The sequence below is a fragment of the Lysobacter sp. Soil_C_59 genome, assembly GCF_057656415.1.
Genome location: NZ_JBDGKK010000001.1, coordinates 744,378 through 767,559 on the forward strand (window position 1 = coordinate 744,378; position 23,182 = coordinate 767,559).

Annotated in this window: 24 protein-coding genes; 14 read left to right on the forward strand and 10 right to left on the reverse strand. The window is 67.4% G+C overall.

Annotation, left to right across the window (positions count from 1 at the left end; all coding sequences use genetic code 11):
- Positions 1-132: 132 nt before the first annotated feature.
- From AC3A3Q_RS03330 to AC3A3Q_RS03345, 4 genes are all read left to right on the forward strand, one after another.
- The gene (locus AC3A3Q_RS03330; protein WP_487584864.1) at positions 133-513 is read left to right on the forward strand and encodes a tautomerase family protein; all 381 of its coding nucleotides are present in this window, start codon (positions 133-135) and stop codon (positions 511-513) included.
- A gap of 66 nt (positions 514-579) precedes the next feature.
- Positions 580-1,368, forward strand: a complete 789-nt coding sequence (modA, locus tag AC3A3Q_RS03335) for a molybdate ABC transporter substrate-binding protein (protein ID WP_487584865.1) — start codon at positions 580-582, stop codon at positions 1,366-1,368.
- A 5-nt stretch (positions 1,369-1,373) separates the two neighbouring features.
- Positions 1,374-2,093 carry a molybdate ABC transporter permease subunit gene (gene modB, locus AC3A3Q_RS03340; RefSeq protein WP_200604500.1) on the forward strand — a complete coding sequence of 240 codons (720 nt, stop codon included), beginning with the start codon at positions 1,374-1,376 and terminating at the stop codon, positions 2,091-2,093.
- On the forward strand, positions 2,080-2,724 hold the full coding sequence (locus AC3A3Q_RS03345) for an ATP-binding cassette domain-containing protein (protein ID WP_487584866.1): 645 nt from the start codon (positions 2,080-2,082) through the stop codon (positions 2,722-2,724). Before modB ends, AC3A3Q_RS03345 begins: the two co-directional genes overlap by 14 nt.
- Here the strand turns inward: AC3A3Q_RS03345 and AC3A3Q_RS03350 are convergent.
- The 3 genes from AC3A3Q_RS03350 to AC3A3Q_RS03360 are packed head-to-tail and all read right to left on the reverse strand — an operon-like array spanning position 2,721 to position 5,082.
- Positions 2,721-3,530: a TOBE domain-containing protein gene (locus AC3A3Q_RS03350; protein WP_487584867.1), complete on the reverse strand. Its 810-nt coding sequence runs from the start codon at positions 3,528-3,530 to the stop codon at positions 2,721-2,723. The two genes, AC3A3Q_RS03345 and AC3A3Q_RS03350, sit on opposite strands and share 4 nt — an antisense overlap.
- A gap of 18 nt (positions 3,531-3,548) precedes the next feature.
- Positions 3,549-4,163, reverse strand: a complete 615-nt coding sequence (locus AC3A3Q_RS03355) for a hypothetical protein (protein WP_487584868.1) — start codon at positions 4,161-4,163, stop codon at positions 3,549-3,551.
- Positions 4,164-4,188: 25 nt separating this feature from the next.
- A complete protein-coding gene (locus AC3A3Q_RS03360) occupies positions 4,189-5,082 on the reverse strand; it encodes a DNA/RNA non-specific endonuclease (RefSeq protein WP_487584869.1) in 894 nt (297 codons plus the stop codon).
- Between the two features lie 133 nt (positions 5,083-5,215).
- On the opposite strand from AC3A3Q_RS03360, the gene cycA reads away from it, so the two are divergent.
- Entirely contained in the window at positions 5,216-6,610 is a 1,395-nt protein-coding gene (cycA, locus tag AC3A3Q_RS03365; protein ID WP_487584870.1) for a D-serine/D-alanine/glycine transporter, read from the forward strand.
- 167 nt (positions 6,611-6,777) lie between these two features.
- The gene (locus AC3A3Q_RS03370) at positions 6,778-8,907 is read left to right on the forward strand and encodes a M13 family metallopeptidase (RefSeq protein WP_487584871.1); all 2,130 of its coding nucleotides are present in this window, start codon (positions 6,778-6,780) and stop codon (positions 8,905-8,907) included.
- Positions 8,908-9,739: 832 nt separating this feature from the next.
- Here the strand turns inward: AC3A3Q_RS03370 and AC3A3Q_RS03375 are convergent.
- Both AC3A3Q_RS03375 and pdxH read right to left on the reverse strand, forming a co-directional pair.
- A complete protein-coding gene (locus tag AC3A3Q_RS03375) occupies positions 9,740-10,558 on the reverse strand; it encodes a cobalamin-binding protein (protein ID WP_487584872.1) in 819 nt (272 codons plus the stop codon).
- On the reverse strand, positions 10,555-11,157 hold the full coding sequence (gene pdxH, locus AC3A3Q_RS03380) for a pyridoxamine 5'-phosphate oxidase (protein ID WP_487584873.1): 603 nt from the start codon (positions 11,155-11,157) through the stop codon (positions 10,555-10,557). Before pdxH ends, AC3A3Q_RS03375 begins: the two co-directional genes overlap by 4 nt.
- A 17-nt stretch (positions 11,158-11,174) precedes the next feature.
- Between pdxH and AC3A3Q_RS03385 the strand changes: the two genes are divergently transcribed.
- Positions 11,175-12,023: a kinase gene (locus AC3A3Q_RS03385; protein ID WP_487584874.1), complete on the forward strand. Its 849-nt coding sequence runs from the start codon at positions 11,175-11,177 to the stop codon at positions 12,021-12,023.
- Here the strand turns inward: AC3A3Q_RS03385 and AC3A3Q_RS03390 are convergent.
- On the reverse strand, positions 12,004-12,207 hold the full coding sequence (locus AC3A3Q_RS03390) for a dodecin family protein (RefSeq protein WP_487584875.1): 204 nt from the start codon (positions 12,205-12,207) through the stop codon (positions 12,004-12,006). The two genes, AC3A3Q_RS03385 and AC3A3Q_RS03390, sit on opposite strands and share 20 nt — an antisense overlap.
- 105 nt (positions 12,208-12,312) lie before the next feature.
- Between AC3A3Q_RS03390 and AC3A3Q_RS03395 the strand changes: the two genes are divergently transcribed.
- The 4 genes from AC3A3Q_RS03395 to hemE all read left to right on the forward strand — a co-directional run bounded on the left by AC3A3Q_RS03395 (position 12,313) and on the right by hemE (position 15,540).
- On the forward strand, positions 12,313-12,897 hold the full coding sequence (locus AC3A3Q_RS03395) for a shikimate kinase (RefSeq protein ID WP_487584876.1): 585 nt from the start codon (positions 12,313-12,315) through the stop codon (positions 12,895-12,897).
- Complete coding sequence (gene aroB / locus AC3A3Q_RS03400) at positions 12,894-14,000, forward strand: 3-dehydroquinate synthase (RefSeq protein WP_487584877.1); 1,107 nt, start codon at positions 12,894-12,896, stop codon at positions 13,998-14,000. Before AC3A3Q_RS03395 ends, aroB begins: the two co-directional genes overlap by 4 nt.
- A 51-nt stretch (positions 14,001-14,051) precedes the next feature.
- The gene (locus AC3A3Q_RS03405) at positions 14,052-14,306 is read left to right on the forward strand and encodes a WGR domain-containing protein (RefSeq protein ID WP_200604265.1); all 255 of its coding nucleotides are present in this window, start codon (positions 14,052-14,054) and stop codon (positions 14,304-14,306) included.
- Between the two features lie 157 nt (positions 14,307-14,463).
- Positions 14,464-15,540, forward strand: coding sequence for a uroporphyrinogen decarboxylase (gene hemE, locus AC3A3Q_RS03410; protein ID WP_487584878.1), 1,077 nt, complete (start codon positions 14,464-14,466; stop codon positions 15,538-15,540).
- A gap of 50 nt (positions 15,541-15,590) precedes the next feature.
- Here the strand turns inward: hemE and AC3A3Q_RS03415 are convergent, their stop codons facing one another.
- The 4 genes from AC3A3Q_RS03415 to AC3A3Q_RS03430 form a co-directional block, all read right to left on the reverse strand.
- A complete protein-coding gene (locus tag AC3A3Q_RS03415) occupies positions 15,591-15,902 on the reverse strand; it encodes a hypothetical protein (protein ID WP_487584879.1) in 312 nt (103 codons plus the stop codon).
- A gap of 78 nt (positions 15,903-15,980) precedes the next feature.
- Positions 15,981-16,763 (reverse strand): SPFH domain-containing protein, encoded by a 783-nt coding sequence (locus AC3A3Q_RS03420; RefSeq protein ID WP_487584920.1) that lies wholly within the window; start codon positions 16,761-16,763, stop codon positions 15,981-15,983.
- 66 nt (positions 16,764-16,829) lie between these two features.
- The gene (locus AC3A3Q_RS03425; protein WP_487584880.1) at positions 16,830-17,156 is read right to left on the reverse strand and encodes a hypothetical protein; all 327 of its coding nucleotides are present in this window, start codon (positions 17,154-17,156) and stop codon (positions 16,830-16,832) included.
- A gap of 421 nt (positions 17,157-17,577) precedes the next feature.
- Entirely contained in the window at positions 17,578-21,114 is a 3,537-nt protein-coding gene (locus AC3A3Q_RS03430; protein ID WP_487584881.1) for a sensor histidine kinase, read from the reverse strand.
- A gap of 188 nt (positions 21,115-21,302) precedes the next feature.
- Between AC3A3Q_RS03430 and AC3A3Q_RS03435 the strand changes: the two genes are divergently transcribed.
- Genes AC3A3Q_RS03435 through AC3A3Q_RS03445 form a run of 3 tightly spaced genes read left to right on the forward strand, consistent with a single transcriptional unit; the run spans position 21,303 to position 23,178 of the window.
- A complete protein-coding gene (locus AC3A3Q_RS03435; protein WP_487584921.1) occupies positions 21,303-22,028 on the forward strand; it encodes a YceI family protein in 726 nt (241 codons plus the stop codon).
- Complete coding sequence (locus tag AC3A3Q_RS03440) at positions 22,025-22,606, forward strand: cytochrome b (RefSeq protein ID WP_487584882.1); 582 nt, start codon at positions 22,025-22,027, stop codon at positions 22,604-22,606. Before AC3A3Q_RS03435 ends, AC3A3Q_RS03440 begins: the two co-directional genes overlap by 4 nt.
- Positions 22,606-23,178, forward strand: a complete 573-nt coding sequence (locus tag AC3A3Q_RS03445; protein ID WP_487584883.1) for a YceI family protein — start codon at positions 22,606-22,608, stop codon at positions 23,176-23,178. The genes AC3A3Q_RS03440 and AC3A3Q_RS03445 overlap by 1 nt, the downstream gene beginning before the upstream one ends.
- Positions 23,179-23,182 lie beyond the last annotated feature (4 nt).

Consider the following 23,182-nt stretch of genomic DNA (forward strand, 5'->3'; position numbering starts at 1 on the left):
AGGGGTTGGGGAGAGGGGCCGCCGAAGACCGTGAAGCGTCGTCCCGGCCGGCGGACGACGCCACACCGCAGCAACAAGCCGTCGCGGGACATTTGCTACGGTTACGCCTCCCTCACAGCGCAGGAAACGACCATGCCACTGGTACGTGTAGACCTGATGGAAGGAAAGGATGACGCCTTCCTGCAAGGCATCGGCGATGTGATCCACGCTGCCATCGAGGACGTCCTCAAGGCACCCAGGGACGACCGCTTCCAGGTGTTCACCCGGCATCCTCGCGGCGAGTTGTCGATTGACCGCACCTATATGGGCATCGAGCGCAGCGACGACTGCATCCTCATCCAGGTCACGATCAGCCAGGGTCGCAGCGTCGAGACCAAGCAGGCCTTCTATCGCGCCGTGGCCGACGGCCTGCATGCGCGGCTGGGCATGCGCACGCAGGACGTCTTCATCAACCTGGTCGAAGTCGTGAAGGAAAACTGGTCGTTCGGCGACGGCATCGCCCAGTACGCCTAGCGAGCGGACGGCGGACTGCGCTATATAGGGGGCTATATAGCGCCAGATTTCGCCCGGAGCAGCCCCATGTCCGCCCCGCCCGTGCTTCGCCGCCTTGCCCTGATCGCACTGCTGGCCCTGGCCGGCCCGGCCGCCGCCGAGGAGCGGGTCCGCATCTTCGCCGCCGCCAGCCTCACCAACGCCCTCAACGATATCGGTGTCGCCTGGGAAAAGGCCGGCCATCCCAAGCCGAGCCTGGCCTACGCGGCCTCCTCGGCCTTGGCCAAGCAGATCGAAGCCGGCGCGCCGGCGGACGTCTTCGCCTCGGCCGACCTGACCTGGATGGATTACCTCGACCAGCGCGGCCGCATCGCCGCCGGGACCCGCGTCGACCTGCTCGGCAACAACCTCGTGCTGATCGTGCCGAAGGGCAAGACCGTCGCGGTCGAGATGAAGCGCGGCTTCGACTTCGGCGGCGCCTTCAAGGGCAAGCTGTGCACCGGCGAACCGGGGGTGGTGCCGGTCGGCATCTATGCCAGGCAGAGCCTGGAAGCGCTTGGGTGGTGGGCGTCGCTTAAGGGCCGCATCGTCGGCACCGATGACGTGCGCACGGCGCTGGCCTTCGTCGAGCGTGGCGAGTGCCCGCTCGGCATCGTCTACGCCACCGACGCGAAGGTCAGCAGCAAGGTCGACGTGCTCAAGGCCTTCCCTGCCGACACACACAAGCCGATCGTGTACCCGTTCGCGGTGGTCAAGGGCGCGCGCCCGGAGGCGCAGGCGTTCGTACGCTTCGTGCAGACCTCCGCCGCCGCTGCGGATATCTTTGACCGCTACGGGTTCACCGTCCTCAAACCCTCCGCCCGCCTCAAACCCTGATCCGCATGTGGCTGTCGCCAGAAGAGTGGGATGCATTGCGCCTGTCGGCGAAGGTGGCGCTGTGGTCGACCGCTGCCTGCCTGCCGTTCGGCATCGCGCTGGGCTGGTTGCTGGAGCGCCGGCGCTTCCCCGGCAAGTTCTGGATCGACATGCTCGTGCAGCTGCCGATGGTGCTGCCACCGGTCGTGCCCGGCTACCTGTTGTTGCTGCTGCTGGGCACCAACGGTCCGCTCGGCGCGTGGCTGCAGGCCACGTTCGGAATAGTCGTTGCCTTCACCTGGAAGGGCGCGGTGATCGCCTCGGCGGTGATGGCATTTCCGCTCATGGTGCAGCCAATCCGGCTGGCATTCCGCCTCATCGATCCGCGTCTTGAGAATGCCGCGATCACATTGGGCGCGCGACCATGGAGCGTGTTCTTCAGCGTGACGCTGCCGCTGTCGGTACCGGGGATCATCGCCGGCAGCTTCCTGTGTTTCTCGCGCAGCCTGGGCGAGTTCGGCGCGACGATGGCCTTCGTCGGCAACATTCCCGGCGAGACCCGCACCCTGCCGCTGGCGATCTACAGCCTGACCCATGTGCCCGACGGCGAAGCGGCGGCGATGCGGCTGTCGTTGCTGTCGATCGTGCTGGCCGTGGCCGCATTGTTGCTGAGCCGCTGGGTCAGCCATCGCGCGGAACGCAAGCTGGGCTTCCAGGACCACAGGCACCAGCATGCTGAGCTTTGACGTCGACTTCGCCCGTGGCGATTTCACGATGGAGGCGCGTGCCCAGGTCGGTGCCGGCGTCACCGGCGTGTTCGGCCCGTCGGGTTCGGGAAAGAGCACGCTACTGGCGTTGATCGCCGGATTGTTGCGGCCCGCACGCGGCGTCATCCGCGCCGAGGGCGACGTGCTGGTCGATACCGCCAGCGATCGCTTCGTACCGCCGTGGGATCGGCATTTTGGCCTGGTGTTCCAGGACGGCCAGCTGTTCCCGCACCTGACCGTGCGCCGCAACCTGCTGTACGGCCACGACCGCATCGCGCCACAGATGCGCCGGCATGATCTGCAGTCGGTGGCCGAACTGCTCGAGATCGTGCCGCTGCTCGACCGCCGCCCCGCCCTGCTGTCCGGCGGCGAACGCCAGCGCGTCGCCCTCGGCCGCGCACTGCTTTATTCGCCGCGCCTGCTGCTGCTCGACGAGCCGCTGTCGTCGCTGGACGAACGCCTGAAGCAGCAGATCCTGCCGTTCCTGCGCCGCATCAAGGAAGAGACACGCGTGCCGATGCTGTACGTCACCCACTCGCGCAACGAGATCGACTACCTCGCCGATGCCGTCATCACGATGGATCGCGGGCGGCTTGGCGTGGCGACTTAAGCGCCGACCGCGAGGATCACGCTGGAGGCCTTGAAGATCGCCGCGACTTCGACGCCTTCGGCCAGTTGCAGTGCCTGCGCGGAGGTGTTGGTGATGATCGCCGCGACGGAGTTTCCGCCACCCAGGTCGATCACCACTTCGGCATTGACGGCGCCAGGCTGCACGCGCGCCACCGTGCCCTGCAGCCGGTTGCGCGCCGACAGCTTCACGCCGGCATCGGCGCCGGTGGCGACGATCACGCTCGACGCCTTGACCAGCGCAACCGCGCTGGTGCCCACCGCCAGCGCCATGTGCTGCAGGCTCTCGTGGGTGATGATCGCGACGATGCGCGCGCCGCCCGACAGTTCGATTTCGACTTCATCGTTGACCGCGCCGGTGGCGATGCGTACGACCTTGCCGGCGAAGTGATTGCGTGCGCTGGTGAGCATGGCCAGTCTCCCGATGGTTTCCAGTTCCGCCGCCGCACCGGACATGCGCGCGTTGAGGCGCTCGATGAAACGTTCGTTCTCTTCCTCGACTGCCCGGTAGGTCGCAACCAGCCGCCGACCGTGATCGGTCAGGCGCGTGCCGCCACCGCCCTTGCCGCCGACCGCGCGTTCAACCAATGGCTGATCGGAGAGGTTGTTCATCGCATCGATCGCATCCCACGCCGCCTTGTAGCTCAGGCCGACGTCCCTGGCCGCTGCGGTGATGGACTCGGCATCGCCCAGCGCGGCCAGCAATGCCATCCATCGCCGGCCGCCGAACGGGCCGCGCCTGGATTCGACGGTCAGTGCGCTGTTGATGCGGAACGACGGGTCGGTCATGGCGGCGAGTCTGGCCACCTACACCACAAGCCGCAACCCCAGCCGCGCCAGCGCCGACCTCAACCGCAGCGCCCGCCCCGCGGCACCCTGCTGGCTTTGCGAGACGTGGATGCCGACCAGCCTCGCATCCGGCGTCATCCATGCCGCCCCCGAATCGCCGGCGGCGTAGGCGGCATAGCCGGTCGGCATGCCTGCTTCGGGCAATACCTGGAAACCCTCGGCATCGACCAGGCCGATGCGTGCCCGCGTCACCCCGGTCGCGAATCCCGACTTCATCACCACCATCCCGCTGACGGGCTCAACGACGCCCTGCCACGCGCCCAGTTCGAGGATGGCCGGCGTCGTGGCAACGGTGCGCGCGATGCGGAATGCAACCACGTCCAGGCCGGCGACGACCTTCATGTCGGTCAGCGATTCCGACACCAGCGCCCCGACCACGCGCAGGTCCGGCTGGAACACATCCATGCGCAGCGCATTCGTGCGCGTGAGCACGTGCCGGGCGGTAATGCCCCAGCGGTCCTGACCGTCGCTGGTCGCCAGGCAGCCCAGCGTGCCGAACGTGCCCAGTTCCGCCGACGAGATCGCAACGCCAGCGCGCAATGGCCGATAGCGCAGACGGTAGTTGGCGATCATGACCCAATCACCGCGTCCACCGGCGTCACGGCGAGTCGATCTGCCCGGCGCGCGCTTCCAGGCGCTGCGATTGCGCCGGCTCCAGCTCGGGCATGAAGTCGAGGCCCGAACGCTCCTCGATCCAGCGCACCGGCTTGATGAAATCGGCATGCGAATACGGCGACGGCGGCTTGGCATTGGCGATCACGAAAGCCACGGCCTCGACGTCGCCGTTGTCCTGCTCGCTAACCACGATCTTGAACAGGTGCGTGGGCACGGCCACGCCGGCGCCGATGGTGAAGTACTCGACCCAACCGTCGGCAGTGGCGGCCTGCTCCTCTTCCGGGTCGTAGAGCAGCGCGCCGGTGATCACCCAGGTCACGGCGCTGTCTGCGGCCATGGTGCGCACGCGTTTCTCGACCTGGCTCCAGACGCCGGAATTGAACCCGCCCAGCTGCGGGGACATGTTCGACAGGTAGAAGGTTTCGTCGAGCAGGCGCTTGCTCCAGGCGTGGTCCTCGGCCGGCGCATGATGGCCGCGCGCATAGCCCGAACCCTTGTAGTCGGTCAGCTCGGCATGCGGACCGGACAGCTCCGGGTCGGCGCGGAAGTTGTCCTTGCGCGGATAGCGGCTGGTGAGGTGCTCCGGCACCAGCCGCTCGCACACCCACAGCGGAATCCGGTACTGGCCGCTGTGCTCCAGCGCGTAGCCGTCGCGGACGACGAACTCGGTGAAGCCGTGGTCCCATCCGGGCGCATGCTGCGGCATGCCGAACGGGCACAGCTCGGCGACCTTGTCGATCTCCTGCGCGGTCAGCTCGCCACCCTGCAGCGCCTGGAAGGCAGTGTGCTGGGCGCGTTCCATGCGCCGGGTCGGCGCGTGCGTGGCGCACGATGCCAGCAACACGCACATTGCCACCACGGCCAGGCGCAGGTTCATGGTCCTTCACTCGCTCCAGGCGCACTCCACAGAGCAGACAACGCAGCGCTCGCGGCCCGACGGCCAGGCCTATGGCGGCGGCCCGTCGCTTCCCCTATGTTGTCGGCACACCCAACCATGACGGCCGCGCCACATGTCCGATTCATCCGTGCATCCGGATCACCTCAAGCGCAGCCTGTCCAACCGGCATCTCCAGCTCATCGCCATAGGCGGCGCCATCGGCACCGGCCTGTTCATGGGCTCGGGCAAGACCATCAACCTCGCCGGCCCTTCGATCCTGCTGGTCTACCTGATCATCGGCATCATGCTGTTCTTCGTGATGCGGGCGATGGGCGAGCTGCTGCTGTCGAACCTGGAGTACAAGTCGTTCATCGACTTCTCCACCGACCTGCTCGGGCCCTGGGCCGGATTCTTCTGCGGCTGGACGTACTGGTTCTGCTGGATCATCACCGCGATCGCCGATGTGATCGCCATCGCCGCCTACGCGCAGTTCTGGTTCCCCGGACTGGCGCCATGGATACCGGCGGTGATGTGCGTGGTGCTGCTGCTGTGCCTGAACCTGGTGACGGTGAAGCTGTTCGGCGAAATGGAATTCTGGTTCGCGCTGATCAAGATCGTGGCGATCTGCGCGCTCATCGTCACCGGCCTGGGCATGGTCGCCTGGGGCTTCCAGTCGCCGTCGGGCCATGTCGCCTCGCTGTCGAACCTGTGGAGCGACGGCGGCCTGTTCCCGACCGGCATCGCCGGATTCTTCGCCGGTTTCCAGATCGCGGTGTTCGCCTTCGTCGGCATCGAAGTGGTCGGCACCACCGCCGCCGAAACCGCCAACCCGGAGCGCAACCTGCCCAAGGCGATCAACTCGATCCCGGTGCGCATCATGCTGTTCTACGTGCTGGCACTGGTGGCGATCATGGCGGTCACGCCGTGGCGCGAAGTGGTGCCGGGCAAGAGCCCGTTCGTCGAGCTGTTCGTGCTCGCCGGCATCCCGGCCGCAGCCAGCCTGATCAACTTCGTCGTGCTGACCTCGGCCACGTCCTCGGCCAACAGCGGCATCTTCTCGACCAGCCGCATGCTCTACGGCCTGGCGCAGGAAGACCACGCGCCCAAGTCGTTCGCGCTGCTGTCGCGCGCGGCGGTGCCTTCGCGCGGCCTGCTGTTCTCGTGCCTGTGCCTGCTCGCCGGCGCGATGCTGGTGTACGTGATCCCGAACCTGGTGACGGCCTTCACCCTGATCACCACGCTGGCCGCGGTGCTCTTCATGTTCGTCTGGTCGCTGATCCTGTTCGCCTACATCGCCTACCGCCGCAAGCGCCCGCACCTGCACGAAGCCTCGAAGTTCAAGATGCCCGGCGGCGTGGCCATGTGTTACGCCTGCCTGGTGTTCTTCGCCTTCGTCCTGATGCTGCTGACCCTGCAGGCCGATACCCGCCAGGCGCTGCTGGCCAGCCCGGTCTGGTTCGTACTGCTTGGCATCGGCTACTTCTGGCGCCAGCGTCGCGGCGTCGCACTCGAGGCCGGCTCGGCCTGAGCATGCTTCGATGGGGGGCGCCTTGCCTCGCCCCCCTGTTCAGGTTTGCGGCAACCGTGCCGACCCTGCCAGCCAACCCGCCATCGTGACCTTCGACACCCCCCTGCAGAGCTGAACCAGTCTAATGTCCGCCGATGCCCCGCCCAGGGGACGTCGATCTATTTCCCATGCCTGACCGGCCGGAGCCATCAGTGAGCCTCAACAAACCGCAAGTCCTCGTACTTTCCCTTGCCGTCGTAACCGCGCTGGCCGCCTGCGCCAAGAAGGAAGAAGCCGCAGCGCCGGCTGCCGATGCCGCCAAGCCGGCCGAAGCCACCGCACTCAAGCTCGACGAGAGCAAGCTGCCCGGCGTGAACCGTTTCAACATCGCCGACCTCGACACGAGCAAGGACGCGTGCACGGACTTCAACGGTTACGTCAACGGCAAGTGGCTCGCCGCCAACGCGATCCCGGGCGACCGCACCTCGTGGGGCGCGTTCGAAATGCTCAACGAGCGTTCGATCGCCGTGCAGCGCCAGCTCGCCGAGCACGCCGCCGCCGACACCAAGGCCACTGGCGTCGAGAAGATCGTCGGTGACTTCTGGGCCACCGGCATGGACGCAGCCAAGATCAACGAGCAGGGCATCGCTCCGCTGAAGGGCCACCTCGACGCGATCGCCGCGCTCGACAGCCAGGAAAAGATCGCCGACTACCTGCGCACCAGCGCGGCCAAGGGTGAGAACTTCCTGTTCGGCTTCGGCGCCGAAGCCGACTTCAAGGATTCCAAGAACAACATCGCCTACGCCTCGCAGGGCGGCCTGGGCCTGCCGGACAAGGCGTACTACTTCGACGCCGACAAGAAGGACAAGCTGGCCGCCTACGAGCAGCACGTCGCCAAGGTGCTGGAGCTGAGTGGCGTTGCCGCCGCCGACGCCGCCAAGCAGGCCAAGGACGTGGTCGCTTTCGAGACCCGCCTGGCCAAGGCTTCGATCGACAAGACCACCCTGCAGCGCAACGTCGGGCTGTATTACAACCCGGTCAGCCCGGCCGACGCCGACAAGCTGGCGCCGAACTTCCCGTGGACGAAGTTCTTCGAGTCGCAGGGCGTCGCGGTGCCGAAGATGTTCTCGCTGGCGATGCCGGACTTCCACAAGGAAGTCAGCAAGATGCTGGCCGACGTGCCGGCTGCGCAGTGGCAGACCTACCTGCGCTTCCACACCATCGACAGCGCTTCGCCGTACCTCTCGGACGCGTTCGTCCAGGAGAACTTCGCGTTCTACAACCAGACCATGCGCGGCCAGAAGGAGCTCAAGGAGCGTGGCAAGCGCGTGCTGGCGACCATCGAGGACCAGGCTGGCGAAGCGCTGGGCCAGATGTACGTCAAGGTCGCCTTCCCGGAAGAGTCGAAGGCGCGGATGCAGACGCTGGTCAAGAACCTGTCGGAATCGCTGAAGGGCCGCATCGAGCACCTGGCCTGGATGGGCGACGACACCAAGAAGAAGGCGATGGAGAAGTGGGCCGCCTTCACTCCGAAGATCGGTTTCCCGGACAAGTGGCGTGAGTGGAACGGTCTGACCACCGGCCGCGACAGCTACATCGGCAACGTGCTGGCCGCCCAGGAGTTCAACTACAAGTGGAACCTGGGCAAGATCGGCAAGCCGGTCGATCGCACCGAGTGGGGCATGCCGCCGCAGATGGTGAATGCCTATTACAACCCGCTGCAGAACGAGATCGTGTTCCCGGCTGCGATCCTGCAGCCGCCGTTCTTCGATCCCAATGCTGACGACGCCACCAACTACGGCGGCATCGGTGCGGTGATCGGTCACGAGATGACCCATGGCTACGACGACCAGGGCAGCCGCTTCGGGCCGGCCGGCAACTTCGAGGTGTGGTGGACCGACGCCGATGCGAAGAGCTTCTCGGGTCGTACCGACAAGCTGGTGCAGCAGTTCAACGGTTACGAGGCGGCTCCGGGCATGAAGGTAAAGGGCGACCTGACCCTGGGCGAGAACATCGCCGACCTGGGCGGTCTGGCCACGGCCTACGACGCGATGAAGAAGGCCACCGACGGCACGCCGGATCCGAAGACCGACGGTCTGACCCGCGACCAGCGCTTCTTCCTCAACTGGGGCACGGTGTGGCGTCGCAACTTCACGCCGGATGAGCTGAAGCTGCGCGTGAACACTGACGAGCATGCTCCGGCGAACTTCCGCGCAATCGGCGCTCCGTCGAACCTGCCGGCCTTCGCTGCCGCGTTCTCGTGCAAGCCGGGCCAGCCGATGGTCCGCGAAGGCGACAAGCAGGTCGTGATCTGGTGATGTAACGCTTTACTCCTGGCCCTCGTCGGCAAGGCAGAAGGCCCGGGACCTCCCGGGCCTTCTTTTTTGCACCGTCATCCCGGCGAACGCCGGGACCCAGGCCGTCAACGCATCCGCTCCATCACGTCATCCCGGCGCACGCCGGGATCCATCTTGTTGCTGTTGGCCTCCCCAGGCTTCCGCCTTCGGAGCGGCGTCGTCCGCAGGGGCGGGGAGTGCCCCGTCCCTTAGTCAGACATCCTGTCTGATGCGGGACGCGGGACATCCATGTCCCGCTGCGGTGCACTCCCCGCCCCTGCGGCCAACGCTCTGGCGATTGGCTGCACGGTCTTCGGTAAGCGAAGAAAGTGAAGCAACGACACTGGGTTCCCGCCTGCGCGGGAATGAAGGGCAACTCACACCTCACCGTCATCCCCGCGCAGGCGGGGATCCAAGGACGTTGGCGTTGGACCGGCCTTCGGCCTTCGGCCTTTGACTCTGCCTCGCGCATTCGAGGTGAACCTCGCAGCCAGCAGCAGTCCCAGACCCGGAGGGCGCCGCACAGGACGTGCGGCGTTTTTCTAAGGGACATGGATGTCCCTTAGAAAAATCCCCTCGAGCACTCCGGTCGTAGGACTGGGTTGTCAGGGAGGCCGTTTCTTCTTGGTTACTTCTTCTTTGGGCCAGCAAAGAAGAAGTGACCCGCCGCTTCAGTGGCGGAAGCTGTTGATGTTGCTTCGCAAACCAAAGAGCAACAGCAAAATGGATCCCGGCATTCGCCGGGATGACGTGACATTGCTGATGGACTGCGGGCCTGGGTCCCGGCATTCGCCGGGATGACGGGACGTCGCGGTCAGGCCGCCCGCAGCGACCACGCACGGATGATCGCCGCGATTTCCCGCACACCATCGGTCAACGCCGCCGGACCCGGCTGCAGGATGATCGGCGACTTGATCTCGTGCAGCTCACCATCGCGCACCGCCGGAATCGCATTCCAGCCCGGCCGCGAGGCCACTTTCTCCGGACGGAACTTCTTGCCGCACCACGAGCCCAGGATGATGTCCGGCGCACGACGCACCACTTCGCCCGCATCCTCCAGGATCCGCTGCTTTGCCAGCGACTCGGCCGCGCGCTCGGGAAAGATGTCGTCGCCACCGGCAATGCGCACCAGCTCGGCGACCCAGCGGATGCCGGTGATAGGTGGCTCGTCCCATTCCTCGAAGTACACCTTCGGCCGGCGTGGCAACTTCGCTGCCTCCGCCGCGATCGCATCGAGTCCCCGCTGCAATTCGTCGGCATAGGCATTGGCGCGGTCGGCCACGCCGACCAGCGCGCCGAGCCTGCGCACGTAATCGACGATGCCCTCGACGCTGCGGTGGTTGCTGATCCACACCTCGACGCCACGACGGATCAGCTCACCGGCGATCTCGGCCTGGATGTCGGAAAAGCCGATGACGAAGTCCGGCTCCAGCTTGAGGATCTCGCCGATCTTGGCGCTGGTGAAGGCGCTGACCTTGGGCTTCTCCTTGCGCGCGATCGACGGGCGCACGGTGAAGCCGCTGATGCCCACGATGCGGTCCTGCTCGCCGAGGGCGTACAGGATCTCAGTCGGTTCCTCGGTAAGGCAGACGATGCGTTGCGGTCCCGCTGCCCCTGCAGATACGGAACTCACGGATACAGCATCCGCTGGTGCCACTCGCCGGCGCGATCGAGCTCGTAGGCCTGGCGTTCGTGCAGGCGGAAGTTGGCGCCGTACCAGAACTCGATCAGTGACGGGCGCACGCGCAGTCCGGTCCAGCGCGGCGGCCGCGGCACGTCGCTGCCATCAAAGCGCTTCTCGACCTCGGCCAGCCGGGCCTCGAAGGTCTCGCGCGAATCCAGCGTCTCGGACTGCTTCGACGCCCAGGCACCGAGCTGGCTGCCGCGCGGGCGCAGCGCGAAGTAGGCATCGGCTTCGTCGTCGTTGACGATTTCGACCGGACCTTCGATGCGCACCTGCACGCCCTCGCGGACGCGCGGCCAGTGGAACAGCAGCGCGGCGTGCGGGTTGGCCTGCAACTCGCGGCCCTTGCGTCCGTCCAGGTGGGTGTAGAAGACGAATCCGCGCGCGTCGTGCGCCTTCAGCAGCACGGTGCGGACCGACGGCCGCGCGTCCAGGCCGGCAGTGGCCAGGTACATCGCGGTCGGATCGGGTTCGCCGGCCTGGCCGGCCTCGGCGAACAGTTGCGAGAAGGTGGCGAGGGCGTCGCTGAGCAGGGCGGGGGTATCCATTGCGCTATTGTGGGCCGATGTCGCCACGGCTGCATCCCTCCGACAACGTGCCCGCGAAAACGTCGCCCGGCTTCGACACGGACCTGGTCGAAAAGGTGCTCCACGACGCCCTCGCCCACGGCAGTCGAATCCATGCGATCACCGGCCTGCAGGGTTCGGGCAAGTCGACGCTGGCCGCGCAGGTCGCCACGCTTGCGCGCGCTCGCGGCCTGCGCGTGGCGGTGTTGTCGATCGATGATTTCTACCTCGGCCGGCGCGAGCGGCAACGGCTCGGTCGCCAGGTTCATCCCCTGCTGGCCACGCGCGGACCGCCGGGAACCCACGACCTGGACCTGGCCTGCGCGACCCTCGATGCGTTGCGCGATGGCCGACAGGTGCAACTGCCCCGCTTCGACAAGCTCGCCGACACCCGGCTGCCGCCATCACGCTGGCCGTCGGCGCGCGCGGTCGACCTGACCCTGTTCGAAGGCTGGTTCCTGAAGACGCCGGCGCAGACCACGGAGGATCTGCGCGAGCCAATCAACGCGGTTGAACGCGACGAGGACCCGGAAGGCAGCTGGCGCCGGTACTGCAACGAGGCACTGGCGCGCGACTATCCGCGGTTGTGGTCACGACTGGACAGACTGCTGTTCCTTCAGCCGCCAGGTTTCGATACGGTCCCGCAATGGCGCTGGCAGCAGGAGCAGTCGCTGCAGGCCCGGGCGAAGGTGCCCGCGGCGCGGCCGATGAGTGCGGCCGACGTGCAGCGCTTCGTGCAACTGTTCGAGCGGGTCAGCCGCCAGGCGTTGCTGCGCCTGCCCGGCATCGCGGAATGGACGGTGCTGCTGGACGCGCAGCGACGGCCAATCACTGCACGACGAAGCTGACCCTCAGGTTGACCCGCCATTCGATGACATTGCCGCCATCGTCGGTGACCACCTTGATCTCGTTGACCCAGGCGCCCTTGATGTTCTTCACGGACTCGGCGCACTTCTTGAGCCCGACCTTGACCGCGTCCTCCATGCTGGTTTTGGACGCGGCGTTGAGCTCGATGACCTTGACGACCGACATGGCGGTTCTCCCGGGTTCGACGGTATGGGGAGCAATCGACCGTACGCCGCGCCCCGTCAAGATCACGCGAGCACGCGCGCGGTCGCGGCTGGCTACAATCGCTGGATGAACCCCGCCAGCAACCTCGTCCTGGTCGGCCCCATGGGCGCCGGCAAGTCGTGCATCGGCCGCCTCCTCGCCGATCGCTTCGGCCTGCGCCTGGTCGACGTCGACCGCGAGATCGAGCAACGCGCCGGCGCCAGCATCAATACGATCTTCGAATGCGAGGGCGAGGCCGGCTTCCGCGCGCGCGAGCGCAGCGTGCTGGCCGAACTGCTCGCCGACGACGGCATGGTGCTTTCGACCGGTGGCGGCGCCGTGCTCGATCCCGACAATCGCCGGCAGCTGCGCGAGCGCGGCTTCGTCGTGCACCTGCACGTCAGCGTCGAGTGCCAGATCGAACGCCTTGCACGCGACCGCAGCCGCCCGCTGCTTGCACGCGGCGACCGCGAGCAGGTGCTGCACGCCCTCGCCGCCGAGCGCGAACCGCTGTACGCGCAGGTCGCCGACCTGCGCCTGGACACCAACCACCACACCGCCACCGAAGTCGCCTCGCGACTGGCGCAGGAACTGCAGTCGCAGTGGCAACGCGGCGCCCCTGCCCCGGTCGACTCCGGCTTGCAGCGCGCGCACAGCAAGGAACCGTCATGAGCACCATGCGCACCGTCAGGGTCGAAGGCGAATCGCTTTACGACATCAGCATCGGTCCCGGCCTGCTCGCCGATCCGGTGCGGATCAGCCATGTGCTGCGTGGTCGCCATGCCCTCATCGTCAGCGACAGCAATGTCGCCCCGCTCTACGCCGACCGCGTCGAGCAGACCCTGCACGCCGCGCGCGCGGGCATGCAGGTGACGCGCTTCGTGATGCCGGCCGGCGAACAGGAAAAGACCCTGTCGCGCTTCTGCCAGTGCCTGGATGCGCTGGCCACGCTTGGCGCCACGCGCGATGCGACGGTGGTCGCGCTGGGTGGCGGCGTGATCGGCGACCTGGCCGGATTTGCCGCGGCCTGCTGGATGCGCGGCATCGACGTGATCCAGATGCCGACCACGTTGCTGGCCATGGTCGACTCTTCGGTGGGCGGCAAGACCGGTGTCGACCTGGCGGCGGGCAAGAACCTCGTCGGCGCCTTCCACGCCCCGCGTGCGGTGATCGCCGACACGACCGTCTTACGCACGTTGCCGCCGCGCGAGTTGTGCGCCGGCCTGGCCGAGGTGGTGAAGTACGGCGCGGTGTTCGGCGCCGACTTCCTGGGCTGGCTGGAATCGCATGCATCGGCGCTCGCGGCCGGTGACGACGTCGCCCTCACCGAGGCGATCGCGCGCTCGTGCCTGTACAAGGCCGAAGTGGTCTCGCGCGATCCCTACGAACACGGCGAACGCGCACTGCTGAACTTCGGCCACACCTTCGGCCATGCGATCGAGGCCGAGCAGGGTTACGCCGGTGCCGGCAGCCAGGCGCTGAACCACGGCGAAGCGGTCGCCGTCGGCATGGTCCTGGCGGCGCGGTTGTCGACCGCGCTGGGGCGTGCCTCGGCTGCCGACGCGCAGCGCCTGCAGACGCTGCTGCAACGCCTCGGGCTGCCGACCGCCATCCCGGCCGGGCTCGACCCGCAGGCCCTGCTGGCGCGCATGCGCCTGGACAAGAAGGCCGAAGCCGGCGGACTGCGCTTCATCCTGTGGGACCACGCCGGCCTGGCCAGCGTGGTCCGGGGCGTGCCGGATGAGCTGGTGCTCGACGTGCTGCGCGCCGCCTGAGCGGCGACGCCGGGCACGTCCGGCCTGCTGCCGCTCCCGTACAATCCGGCCATGCGCCTGCTACTGCAACAACGGCCGGACGGCCGAGAAGCACCACGCTTCGTGCAACTGATGCTGCAGCCCGACCTGCTCGGCGGCTGGACACTGGTGCGCGAGACGGGCCAGATCGGCGGTCGCAGCACGCTGCGGCGCGAGCAGTTCCTCGACCAGGCCAGCGCGCTGGAAGCACTGGAGCAGGCCCGCGACCAGCAGCTCAAGCGCGGCTTCCAGCTGATGTTCGTACAGGGCGCCGACGCCCCGAAGTAGCCCTTTGCCGCAACAGTCCGGTGCACGGGCGCCCGCGACGGGGTCGCCAGACAGGTGCCCGCAGCGGCGATAATGCCGCCCCGCGTGCCCGGCATGGCCGGACCACGCGCCCCCAGAACCATGCGCCCCACGCGCCCAGCGTTACCAAGGACCCGCAATGACCGCAGCCCCCACGCCCCCCAAGAACGACCGTTTCCTGCGTGCCCTGCGCCGCGAGCCGGTCGACGCGACCCCGGTGTGGCTGATGCGCCAGGCCGGCCGCTACCTGCCGGAGTACCGCGCCACCCGCGCCGCCGCCGGCAGCTTCCTGGCGATGGCCAAGAACCCGGAGCTGGCCTGCGAGGTCACCCTGCAGCCGCTGCGCCGCTTCCCGCTGGACGCGGCGATCCTGTTCTCCGACATCCTGACCGTGCCCGACGCGATGGGCCTGGGCCTGTATTTCGTCGAGGGTGAGGGCCCGAAGTTCGAGCGCCCGATCCGCAGCCACGACGACATCGCCCGCCTCGCCGTGCCCGACATGGACCGCGAGCTGCGCTACGTCACCGACGCGGTCCGCACGATCCGTCGCGAGCTGGACAACTCGGTGCCGCTGATCGGCTTCTCCGGCAGCCCGTGGACGCTGGCCTGCTACATGGTGGAAGGTGGCGGCAGCGACAACTATTCGAAGGTGAAGTCGCTCGCGCTCAACGACCCGGCGGCGATGCACAAGCTGCTCGACGTGGTCACCGACTCGGTGATCGCCTACCTCGATGCGCAGCGCCAGGCCGGCGCGCAGGCGCTGCAGGTGTTCGACACCTGGGGTGGCGTGCTGTCGCCGTCGATGTACCGCGAGTTCTCGCTGCGCTACCTCAAGCGCATCGCGCAGGAGCTGCCGCGCGGCGAGGAGAAGACGCCGCTGATCCTGTTCGGCAAGGGCAATGGCGTCTACCTCGAGGAACTGGCCGCCAGCGGCACCGAAGCCGTCGGCGTGGACTGGACGGTGGAGCTGGGCGATGCCGCGCGCCGCACCGGTGGCAAGGTCGCGCTGCAGGGCAACCTCGATCCGGTGACGCTGTACGCGCAGCCCGATGCGATCCGCCGCGAAGTCGGCCGCGCCCTGGACGACTACGCCGCCGGCAATGGCGGTTCGCGCGAAGGCCACGTCTTCAACCTCGGCCATGGCATGTCGCCGGACATGAGTCCGGACCACGTGGCCGCACTGGTGGCGGCGGTGCATGAGCTGAGCGCGCGCTAAGCGCACACTGCGGGCGTACCAGACCGGTACGCCCGTTGCCGCGACACGCGCTAGGGCAGCGTGAACTTGCGCGTCGAGCGCAACGGCCAGACTGACGTGAAGCGCGCGCCGCCGACGAGGCGGTATGCGCTGGAAACGCCCTTCACCAGACCCATGCGCTCCAGGACATCCCTGGCGCGCCGGAAAGAGTGTTTCGGGTCGGCGGTCACCATGAACAGATTGATCTCGTTCTTGCTGACGTCGTAACCATCGAGCTGGACGGTATCGCCCAGCGCCTGCTTCAACTCGCTCTCGATGGTCTCCAGGAACGTTTCGTCCTCGAGTGACCTGCGCCAGAACTTGATGACCAACTGATAATCCATCGAGTGATTGTAGACCCCTTGGTCGTTACCGAGGGAGGCAACCTGCAGATCGGCGACCCGAAGGGCGCCGCCGGTGGCTCACTTGGCGACGACGTTCGTGCCCTGCGGCACCAGGTAGCACGCAGTCGCCGCCTTGCACGCTTCGGCCTGGATCTCGGCCAGCTGGCGGGCAAGGTACAACTCGGGCGACAGGCCCATCTTGTTGCGGTAGGCGTTGTCTGCGTCGGCCTTGGCTTCCTGCTCGAGCTTGCGCTGCTGCTCGGCGATGGTGGCGGCGACCAGCGTCAGGTTGCGCTGCTGTTCGGCGGCGGTGTTGTTCATCTGCGCCAGCACGTTGTCGTTCGGTTTGGCCTTGCCGAGATTCACCGCCATCACTTCCACGCGAATGCCCGAGGCCTTGACCAGCGCGCGCAGCTGGTCGGTCACTTCCTGGTCGACCTTCTCGGCTGCCACCGGGTCGGACATCATCTGTGCCATCTTTTCCGACTTGACCGCCTTGCGGACGATCGAGTTGTACGGCGACAGCACGTTGTTCGCCCACCACTGCGGACCGAATCGCTTGAGCGTGTCCGCGGCATCGATCACGCGCAGCTGCACGCTGGTGTCGAAGTCGAGCAGGATGTTGTCCATCGACGACAGGTCCTGGAACGGCACGTGCAGGGTCTGCGGCGCGGTGGTGACGTAGATGACGTTGGTGGACCACCACGTGACGTCGCGGCCTTCCGTCAGCACCTCCGGCCGGATGCCTTCATGGCCGAAGACGTAGGGACGGTCCTGGTAGACCGCCACGTCACCCGGGTCTGGCTGGGCCACGGTGCAACCGACGGCATGGACGGTCATGCACAGCAGGGCGGCGAGCATCGCCAGACGACGAGCAGAAGGCTTCAACTGGTTTTCCCCTGGGAGTTTCTGGTTGACGCAAGCGAACTACAGTGACGGGTCGTCGATCTCGATGACGCCGTAACCCTCGCGCGCGCCCCGTGCAATCCGGCAACGGACCGCGACGTCGTCGCCGTGGACGCGCAACCTCCCCTCCACGTACAGGACATTGCTGCGGTCGTGGTATGAGGCGGACCACTGATAAGGCGTGATGTTCCGTGCGATGTAACGGGACTCCGCCTCCGACCGACACCAGGGAACCAGGTCGGATGCCTGGTCGATGGTCCGTTCGTGGCCATGGTCTCCGGCGTGAGCCGGAGCACCGAGAACCGCGGTCACTGCGATGCTTGCCAGAATTCCTGCCAGTCGATTCACGATTCCCCCTGCGTTGCGCAGCCCCTGCGTGGCCACGAGCGTAGCGCGCCGCACGCTCGACCATCAAGGAGCTGGCGAACCGCCCTGCCATACTCGGCGAATGGCGGCTTCTTCGTTGTCCCTGGCATCTTCTGACCGCAAGTCGCCGACCGGTGGATTGCGAACCTCCTGCCGATCGACCGATGGAAGCCGACCGGGCGGCGTCGCATCACGCCTGGGCGATCGGTAGTAGCGCTCGCTGGCGGCCTGCCGAAGCTCGGGCGGTGCGAAGGCCAGCGTGCAGTCCGCACTGGCGTGCGGACTGTGCAGCAATGCGGCGCACGCGCCGATGACGATGACGATCGGGGCTCTCATCCGGATCACTTCCAGCCAGGGCCCATGAGCGTCGCGACTGGCTTGTCGCCCCGCTATCCGGATCTTGCTACCGCCGCGGCACGCCTTCGAGCAGACCGGCCAGCATCGCTCCCGTCACCGGCTTGCGCAGGAAGCCATGGAAGCCCGCGGCAGTCGCCTGCGGTTCGGCATCGGCATCGGCGCGCGCGGTGATTGCCAGCAACGGCCGGCTGAAGCCCTGTGCGCGCAGGTGCTCTGCCAGTGCCAGGCCATCCATGCCGGGCAGGTCGAGGTCGAGCAATGCCGCGTCGAACGACGCTGTCGCCGCTTCGGTCAACGCCGACAGTCCATGCGCCGCATGCGTGACGCGATGACCTTGCGCGCGCAACAGGCCGGTGATGACTTCTGCAACGGTCGGGTCGTCCTCCACCAGCAGCAGCGTCAAGGGACCTCCGCGAGAGGCAAGCAACGCGTCGCCGCCATCGTGCGCGGCGGGCGCAGGTGCTTCTGCCAGAGGCAGGTCGACGATGAAACGCGCGCCCTCGCCCGGCGTGCTTTCGACACGGATGCCACCGCCCATCGCCTCGGCCAGTTCCTGGCAGATCGCCAGGCCCAGGCCGCTGCCGCCGTAACGCGCGGCGGTGCGCATGCCCTCGGCCTGCTCGAAGCGGCGGAACAGCCGTGCCAATTGTTCCTCGCTGATGCCCGGGCCGGTGTCGGCCACTTCAAAGCGAACTCCATGCGGCGACAATGCCGACACGCGCAGCGACACCGAACCCTTCTCGGTGAACTTGATCGCGTTGCCTAGCAGGTTGAGCAGGATCTGGCAGACCCGATTGGCGTCGCCGCGCAGTCCGGCCGGCGCATCCGTGCCGAGGTCGGTGTTGAATGCCAGCCCACGCTGCTGCGCCAGCGGCGCCATCAGCGAGGCGGCCTCGTCGACCACGCCGTGCAACGCAAAGGGAGCATCGGCCAGCTCGAGCCTGCCTGATTCGATCCGCGCCAGATCGAGTGCATCGTTGACCAGTCGAAGCAGGTGGCGTCCGGCGCGCCGGATCGAATCGACGTATCCGCGCTGGCGGCCATCGAGCGGTGTATCCAGCAACAACTCGCTCATGCCCAGCACGCCGGTCATCGGCGTGCGCACTTCGTGGCCGAGCGTGGCCAGGAACTGGGTCTTGGCCAAAGAGGCTTGCTTGGCCAGTTCGCGCTCCTGCTGCGCCAGTTGCCAGTCGTGCCGGCGCTTGAGCCGACGACGGTAGACGTCGGCAGCCCACCAGCCGAGCAGCGCCGCCAGCCCCACGAATCCGGCGATCGCGGCCCACGTCTGCCACCACGGCGCGGCCACGGTGAAGGCAATCGTCTGCGCCCGCGACCAGACGTTGTCGGCGGTGCGTGCGGCCACCTGCAGTTCGTATTGGCCCGGCTTGAGCTGCGAGAAGACGCGCTCGCCGACCGCGCCCACGTCGACCCAGTTGCTGTCGTAGCCGGCCAGTCGAAATCGATATGCGTGATTGCGGGCGTCGTTGAACGACAGCAGCCGCGCGACGATGCGCAGGTCGCGGTCGTCGTGGTTGATCTCGAACGGGCGCGCCGGGACGAAGGTGATGCGACGGTCGTTGCGACGGGCATCGATGCTCTCGATCACCAGGTGCGGCGCCTGCGTGTTCGGCCGCACCGTCGCCGGGTCGAACAGCACCAGTCCTTCGGGGCTGCCGACCAGGATCTTGCCGTCGCGCGGACTCGTCACCGGCGCGATGTCGAACTCCTGGCTGGGCAGGCCGTCGCGCACGCCGTACACCCGCACCGCGCGCCGCTCCGGATCGATCCGGGTGAGGCCGCGCACACTAGACATCCAGACGATGCCGGCGGCATCCACGCTCAAGCCACCGGCTGCGACCAGCGGCAGGCCATCGTCGGTGCCCATGCGCCATTGCCGCTGCAAGGTGCCACCGGCCCAGCGATAGGACTGCAGCTCGCCCAGTCGCGCCAGCCAGACCTGGCCGCGGGCATCCGCGGCGAAGCCGTGGACGCGGTCGCGTCCGGCACCCGGGATCGGCTCGAAACGGTGCTTGCCCGGATTCCAGCGCGACATGCCATTGCTGCCGGCCAGCCACAGGGCACCGTCGGGGCCAAGCCCGGCCTGTTCGATGAAGACGTCACTGTCCAGGCCGATAGCCGCACCGGGGACCAGCGATTCGCGGATGCTGCCGTCGGGCGAGCGCACCTGCATCACCCCGTCCTCGGTGATCAGCCAGATCATGCCGTCGCCGGTTTCCACCAGCTTGCTCTCGCCGGCCGGTGCCGGGTCGTTCTCCTCGTCCACGCTCCAGCGTCGCAGCCGGTGCGCGCCAGCTTCTATCCGCGCGATTCCGCCGACGTAACTCACCCAGATGGTGCCGGATCGATCCTCCAGCACGTGCGAAAGGATGTAACCGTCGCCGACATCGCGCACGACGTGGGTGACCGTGCCGCTGTCGGGATCGAGACGATCGAGCACGCCACCGCTGCCCACCAGCCACATCGCGCCGTCGGCGGAGGGAGCGATGCCGCGAACGTGCGCGTTGGCGAGCGAAGTGACGTCGTCGATGCGGCGCGACATCACCGCGAACTGTCGCCAGTTCGCGGCCAGGTACCACAGGCCGTTGCTGCTGCTGGCGAACCACAGCCCGCCCTCGCGGTCCTGGTAGGCACCTACCCAGCCCGGGCGCACCAGTCCCTGCGCGGTGCCGCTGTAGAGCGGCACGACGCTCAGCTTGCCGTGCTCGTCGCGCCCGAGTCCTTGCGGTACGTCGAACCAGTACATGCCGCTGCGGTCGCGCAGCAGCACATGCAGGATCGAGTCCTTCATGCCGACATCCGCCCACGGCGTCGCCGACACACTGCCGTCGACACGACGCACGCCGACGCCGCGCGGTGTCGCGAACCAGAGCGTGCCGTCGGATTCGGCGGTAATGCCGTTGACCAGCGGCGAACTCAGCGCGTTGGGCGGCAGGCGCTCGAAGTCGCGACCCGTCCAGCGTGCGACGCCGCCCTTGGTGCCCGCCCACAGGCTGCCATCGGGCGCGACCACCAGTTGCCCGACTTCGGCATCGGGCAGGCTGCGCGGGTCGCCGGCCTGCGGCATGAAGCGCGTGACCTTGCCATCGGCGTCGAGCCGATGCAGACCACCGAAAGAAGTACCGAACCAGATCGCGCCATCGGGTGTGGAGGTCACCGCCCATACCGTGTCGCTGCCCATGTGCGGCGTGTTGCTGCGGTTGAAATAGCGGAACTGCTTGCGGTCGGCGTCGAGCATCGCCAACCCCGCCTGGCTGGTGCCGATCCAGACGCGGTTGCGCGCATCGACGTGGACGGCCCAGACGAAGTTGTCGCGCAGGCCGTTTTCGGCACGCCAGATGCGGAAGCCGATACCGTCGTAACGCGCCAGCCCGTCACTGGTGGCGATCCACAGGTAGCCGTTGTGGTCTTCGGTGATGCCGTTGATGCGGTTCGACGGAAGGCCATCGGCCACGGTGATCTGGCGCGGCCTCGGGGTTTCCGGGATGGCGGCCTTGGCAGGTACCAGGGTTGTGCACGCCAGCAACAACGCAAGCATCACTGTCGGGATTGCTGGTGTCCGCATTGCCCCTTTCCGGCTTCCTGTCCCCGCCGCTAGGCTGGGCGAAGCGCTGTTGCAGCGCAAGTCCGTGGGCCCGGCCCGGTGGCTGCAACGATCCGTTGCGGCGGTCCACCGACCCGTTCACCCGCCTGCGCCTAGAATCGCTGCCTTGGATTCGCCTTCCGGAACCGCCCGCCATGCGCCCCTGCCCGATGCCGAGGATCTGCCCGATCAGCCTGGCCAGCGTGCTCGCCGTGCTTGGCATTGCGCCGGCGCTGGCAATGGCCGCGCCACCGCAGACCTGGTCGCTGGACCCGGTGCACACCCGCGTGATGTTCGCGGTCGAGCACGCCGGCTTCTCGCATGCGCTGGGCACGGTCTCGGGCAGCACCGGCACACTGGTGTTCGATCGCGACGACTGGAAGTCGGCACGGCTGGACGTGCAGGTGCCGCTGCAGCGCCTGGACCTGGGCGACGCCAAATGGAACAAGGCGGTGCTGGCGACCAACCTGATCGACGCCGAGCATCACCCGCAGGCGCACTTCGTCTCATCCAGCGTCGAGCCGGTCGATGCCGACCACGCCAAGGTATGTGGCGAGCTGACCCTGCGCGGGGTGACAAAGCCGCTGTGCATGGACGTGACGCTCAACGCGGTCAAGCGCCATCCGCTGCCGCCGTTCCATCGCACCGCCGGCTTCTCCGCGACGGCCACGCTCAGCCGCGCCGAGTTCGGCATGACCGCATGGAAGAACGTGATCGGTGATCGCGTCGACCTGCGCATCGAGGCCGAAGCCCTGCGCGACCGCAACGCAGGCGAGCCAGCCGATGAGGCCGCACCACCTGCCGACGATGCACCTGCGCCCGCCGAGCCGATCACTGCCGAACCTGCCTCGCAAGAGCCGGCCACCCAGGAACCCCCTCCGGAACCGACCCCATGACCCTGAAGAACACCGCCGACCGCTGGGGCTCTGTCAGCCAGTTCCTGCACTGGCTGATCGTGCTGTTGATCCTGGGCCTGGGCGTGATCGGCCTGGTGATGGTCGAACTGCCCAAGTCGCCTCGCTACTTCTGGGTCTACGACCTGCACAAGTCGTTCGGCATCACCGTACTCGCGCTGATGGTGCTGCGCCTGGTGTGGCGCCTGTTCGCCGGCGCGCCGCATGCCGTGAGCGGAACACCGAACTGGCAGCATCGCATCGCCACCGTCACCCATGGACTGCTGTACGCACTGACCTTCGCCGTCCCGCTGTCGGGCTGGCTTTACGACTCGGTCAGCGGACTGCGTCCGATGCGCTGGTTCGGGCTGTTCAAGATGCCCAAGATCGCCGCGCCCAGCCAGCAACTGCAACCGCTGGTGCGTGACTGGCACGAGTGGCTGTTCTGGATCCTGATCGCGCTGGTTGCCGTGCACGCGGCGGCGGCGCTGTACCACCACCTGTTCCAGCGCGACGACACCCTGTCCCGGATGCTCCCGGGCCGGCGTCGCGCCTCCTCCCCCGTTCCGGAGATCCGTTGATGTCGATTCTTGCCGTTAGGCGCTTCACCCTGGCCACCGCGACGGCCGCCACCCTGCTGGTCGCCGCGCCCTCGTTTGCCGCCGATTACCTTCAGGCCGCCGGCTCCACCCTCACCTTCGCCAGCAAGTACGAAGGCGAGGTATTCACCGGCCGATTCCCCGGCTTCGTCAGCAACTTCAGCTTCGACCCGGCGCAGCTGGCCACCGCCAAGCTCGACGTGACCATCCCGCTGGCGTCGGCGACCACGGCCAACACCGATCGCGACGATGCGCTGAAGGGCAGTGATTTCTTTGCGTCCGGCAAGTTTCCGCAGGCGCGCTACACCGCGACGAAGTTCCGCAGCCTCGGCGGAAACCAGTACGCAGCCGACGGTTCGCTGAGCCTGCGCGGAGTCAGCAAGCCGGTCACGCTGACCTTCACCTGGACCCCGGGCGCGCAGCCGGTGCTCAACGGCAAGGCCACGGTCAAGCGCCTGGACTTCGGCGTGGGCACGGGCGACTGGGCCGATACGGCACTGATCCCGAATGAAGTGGCAATCAGCACCAAGGTCGTCTTCGCCCCGGTGAAATAAGCCT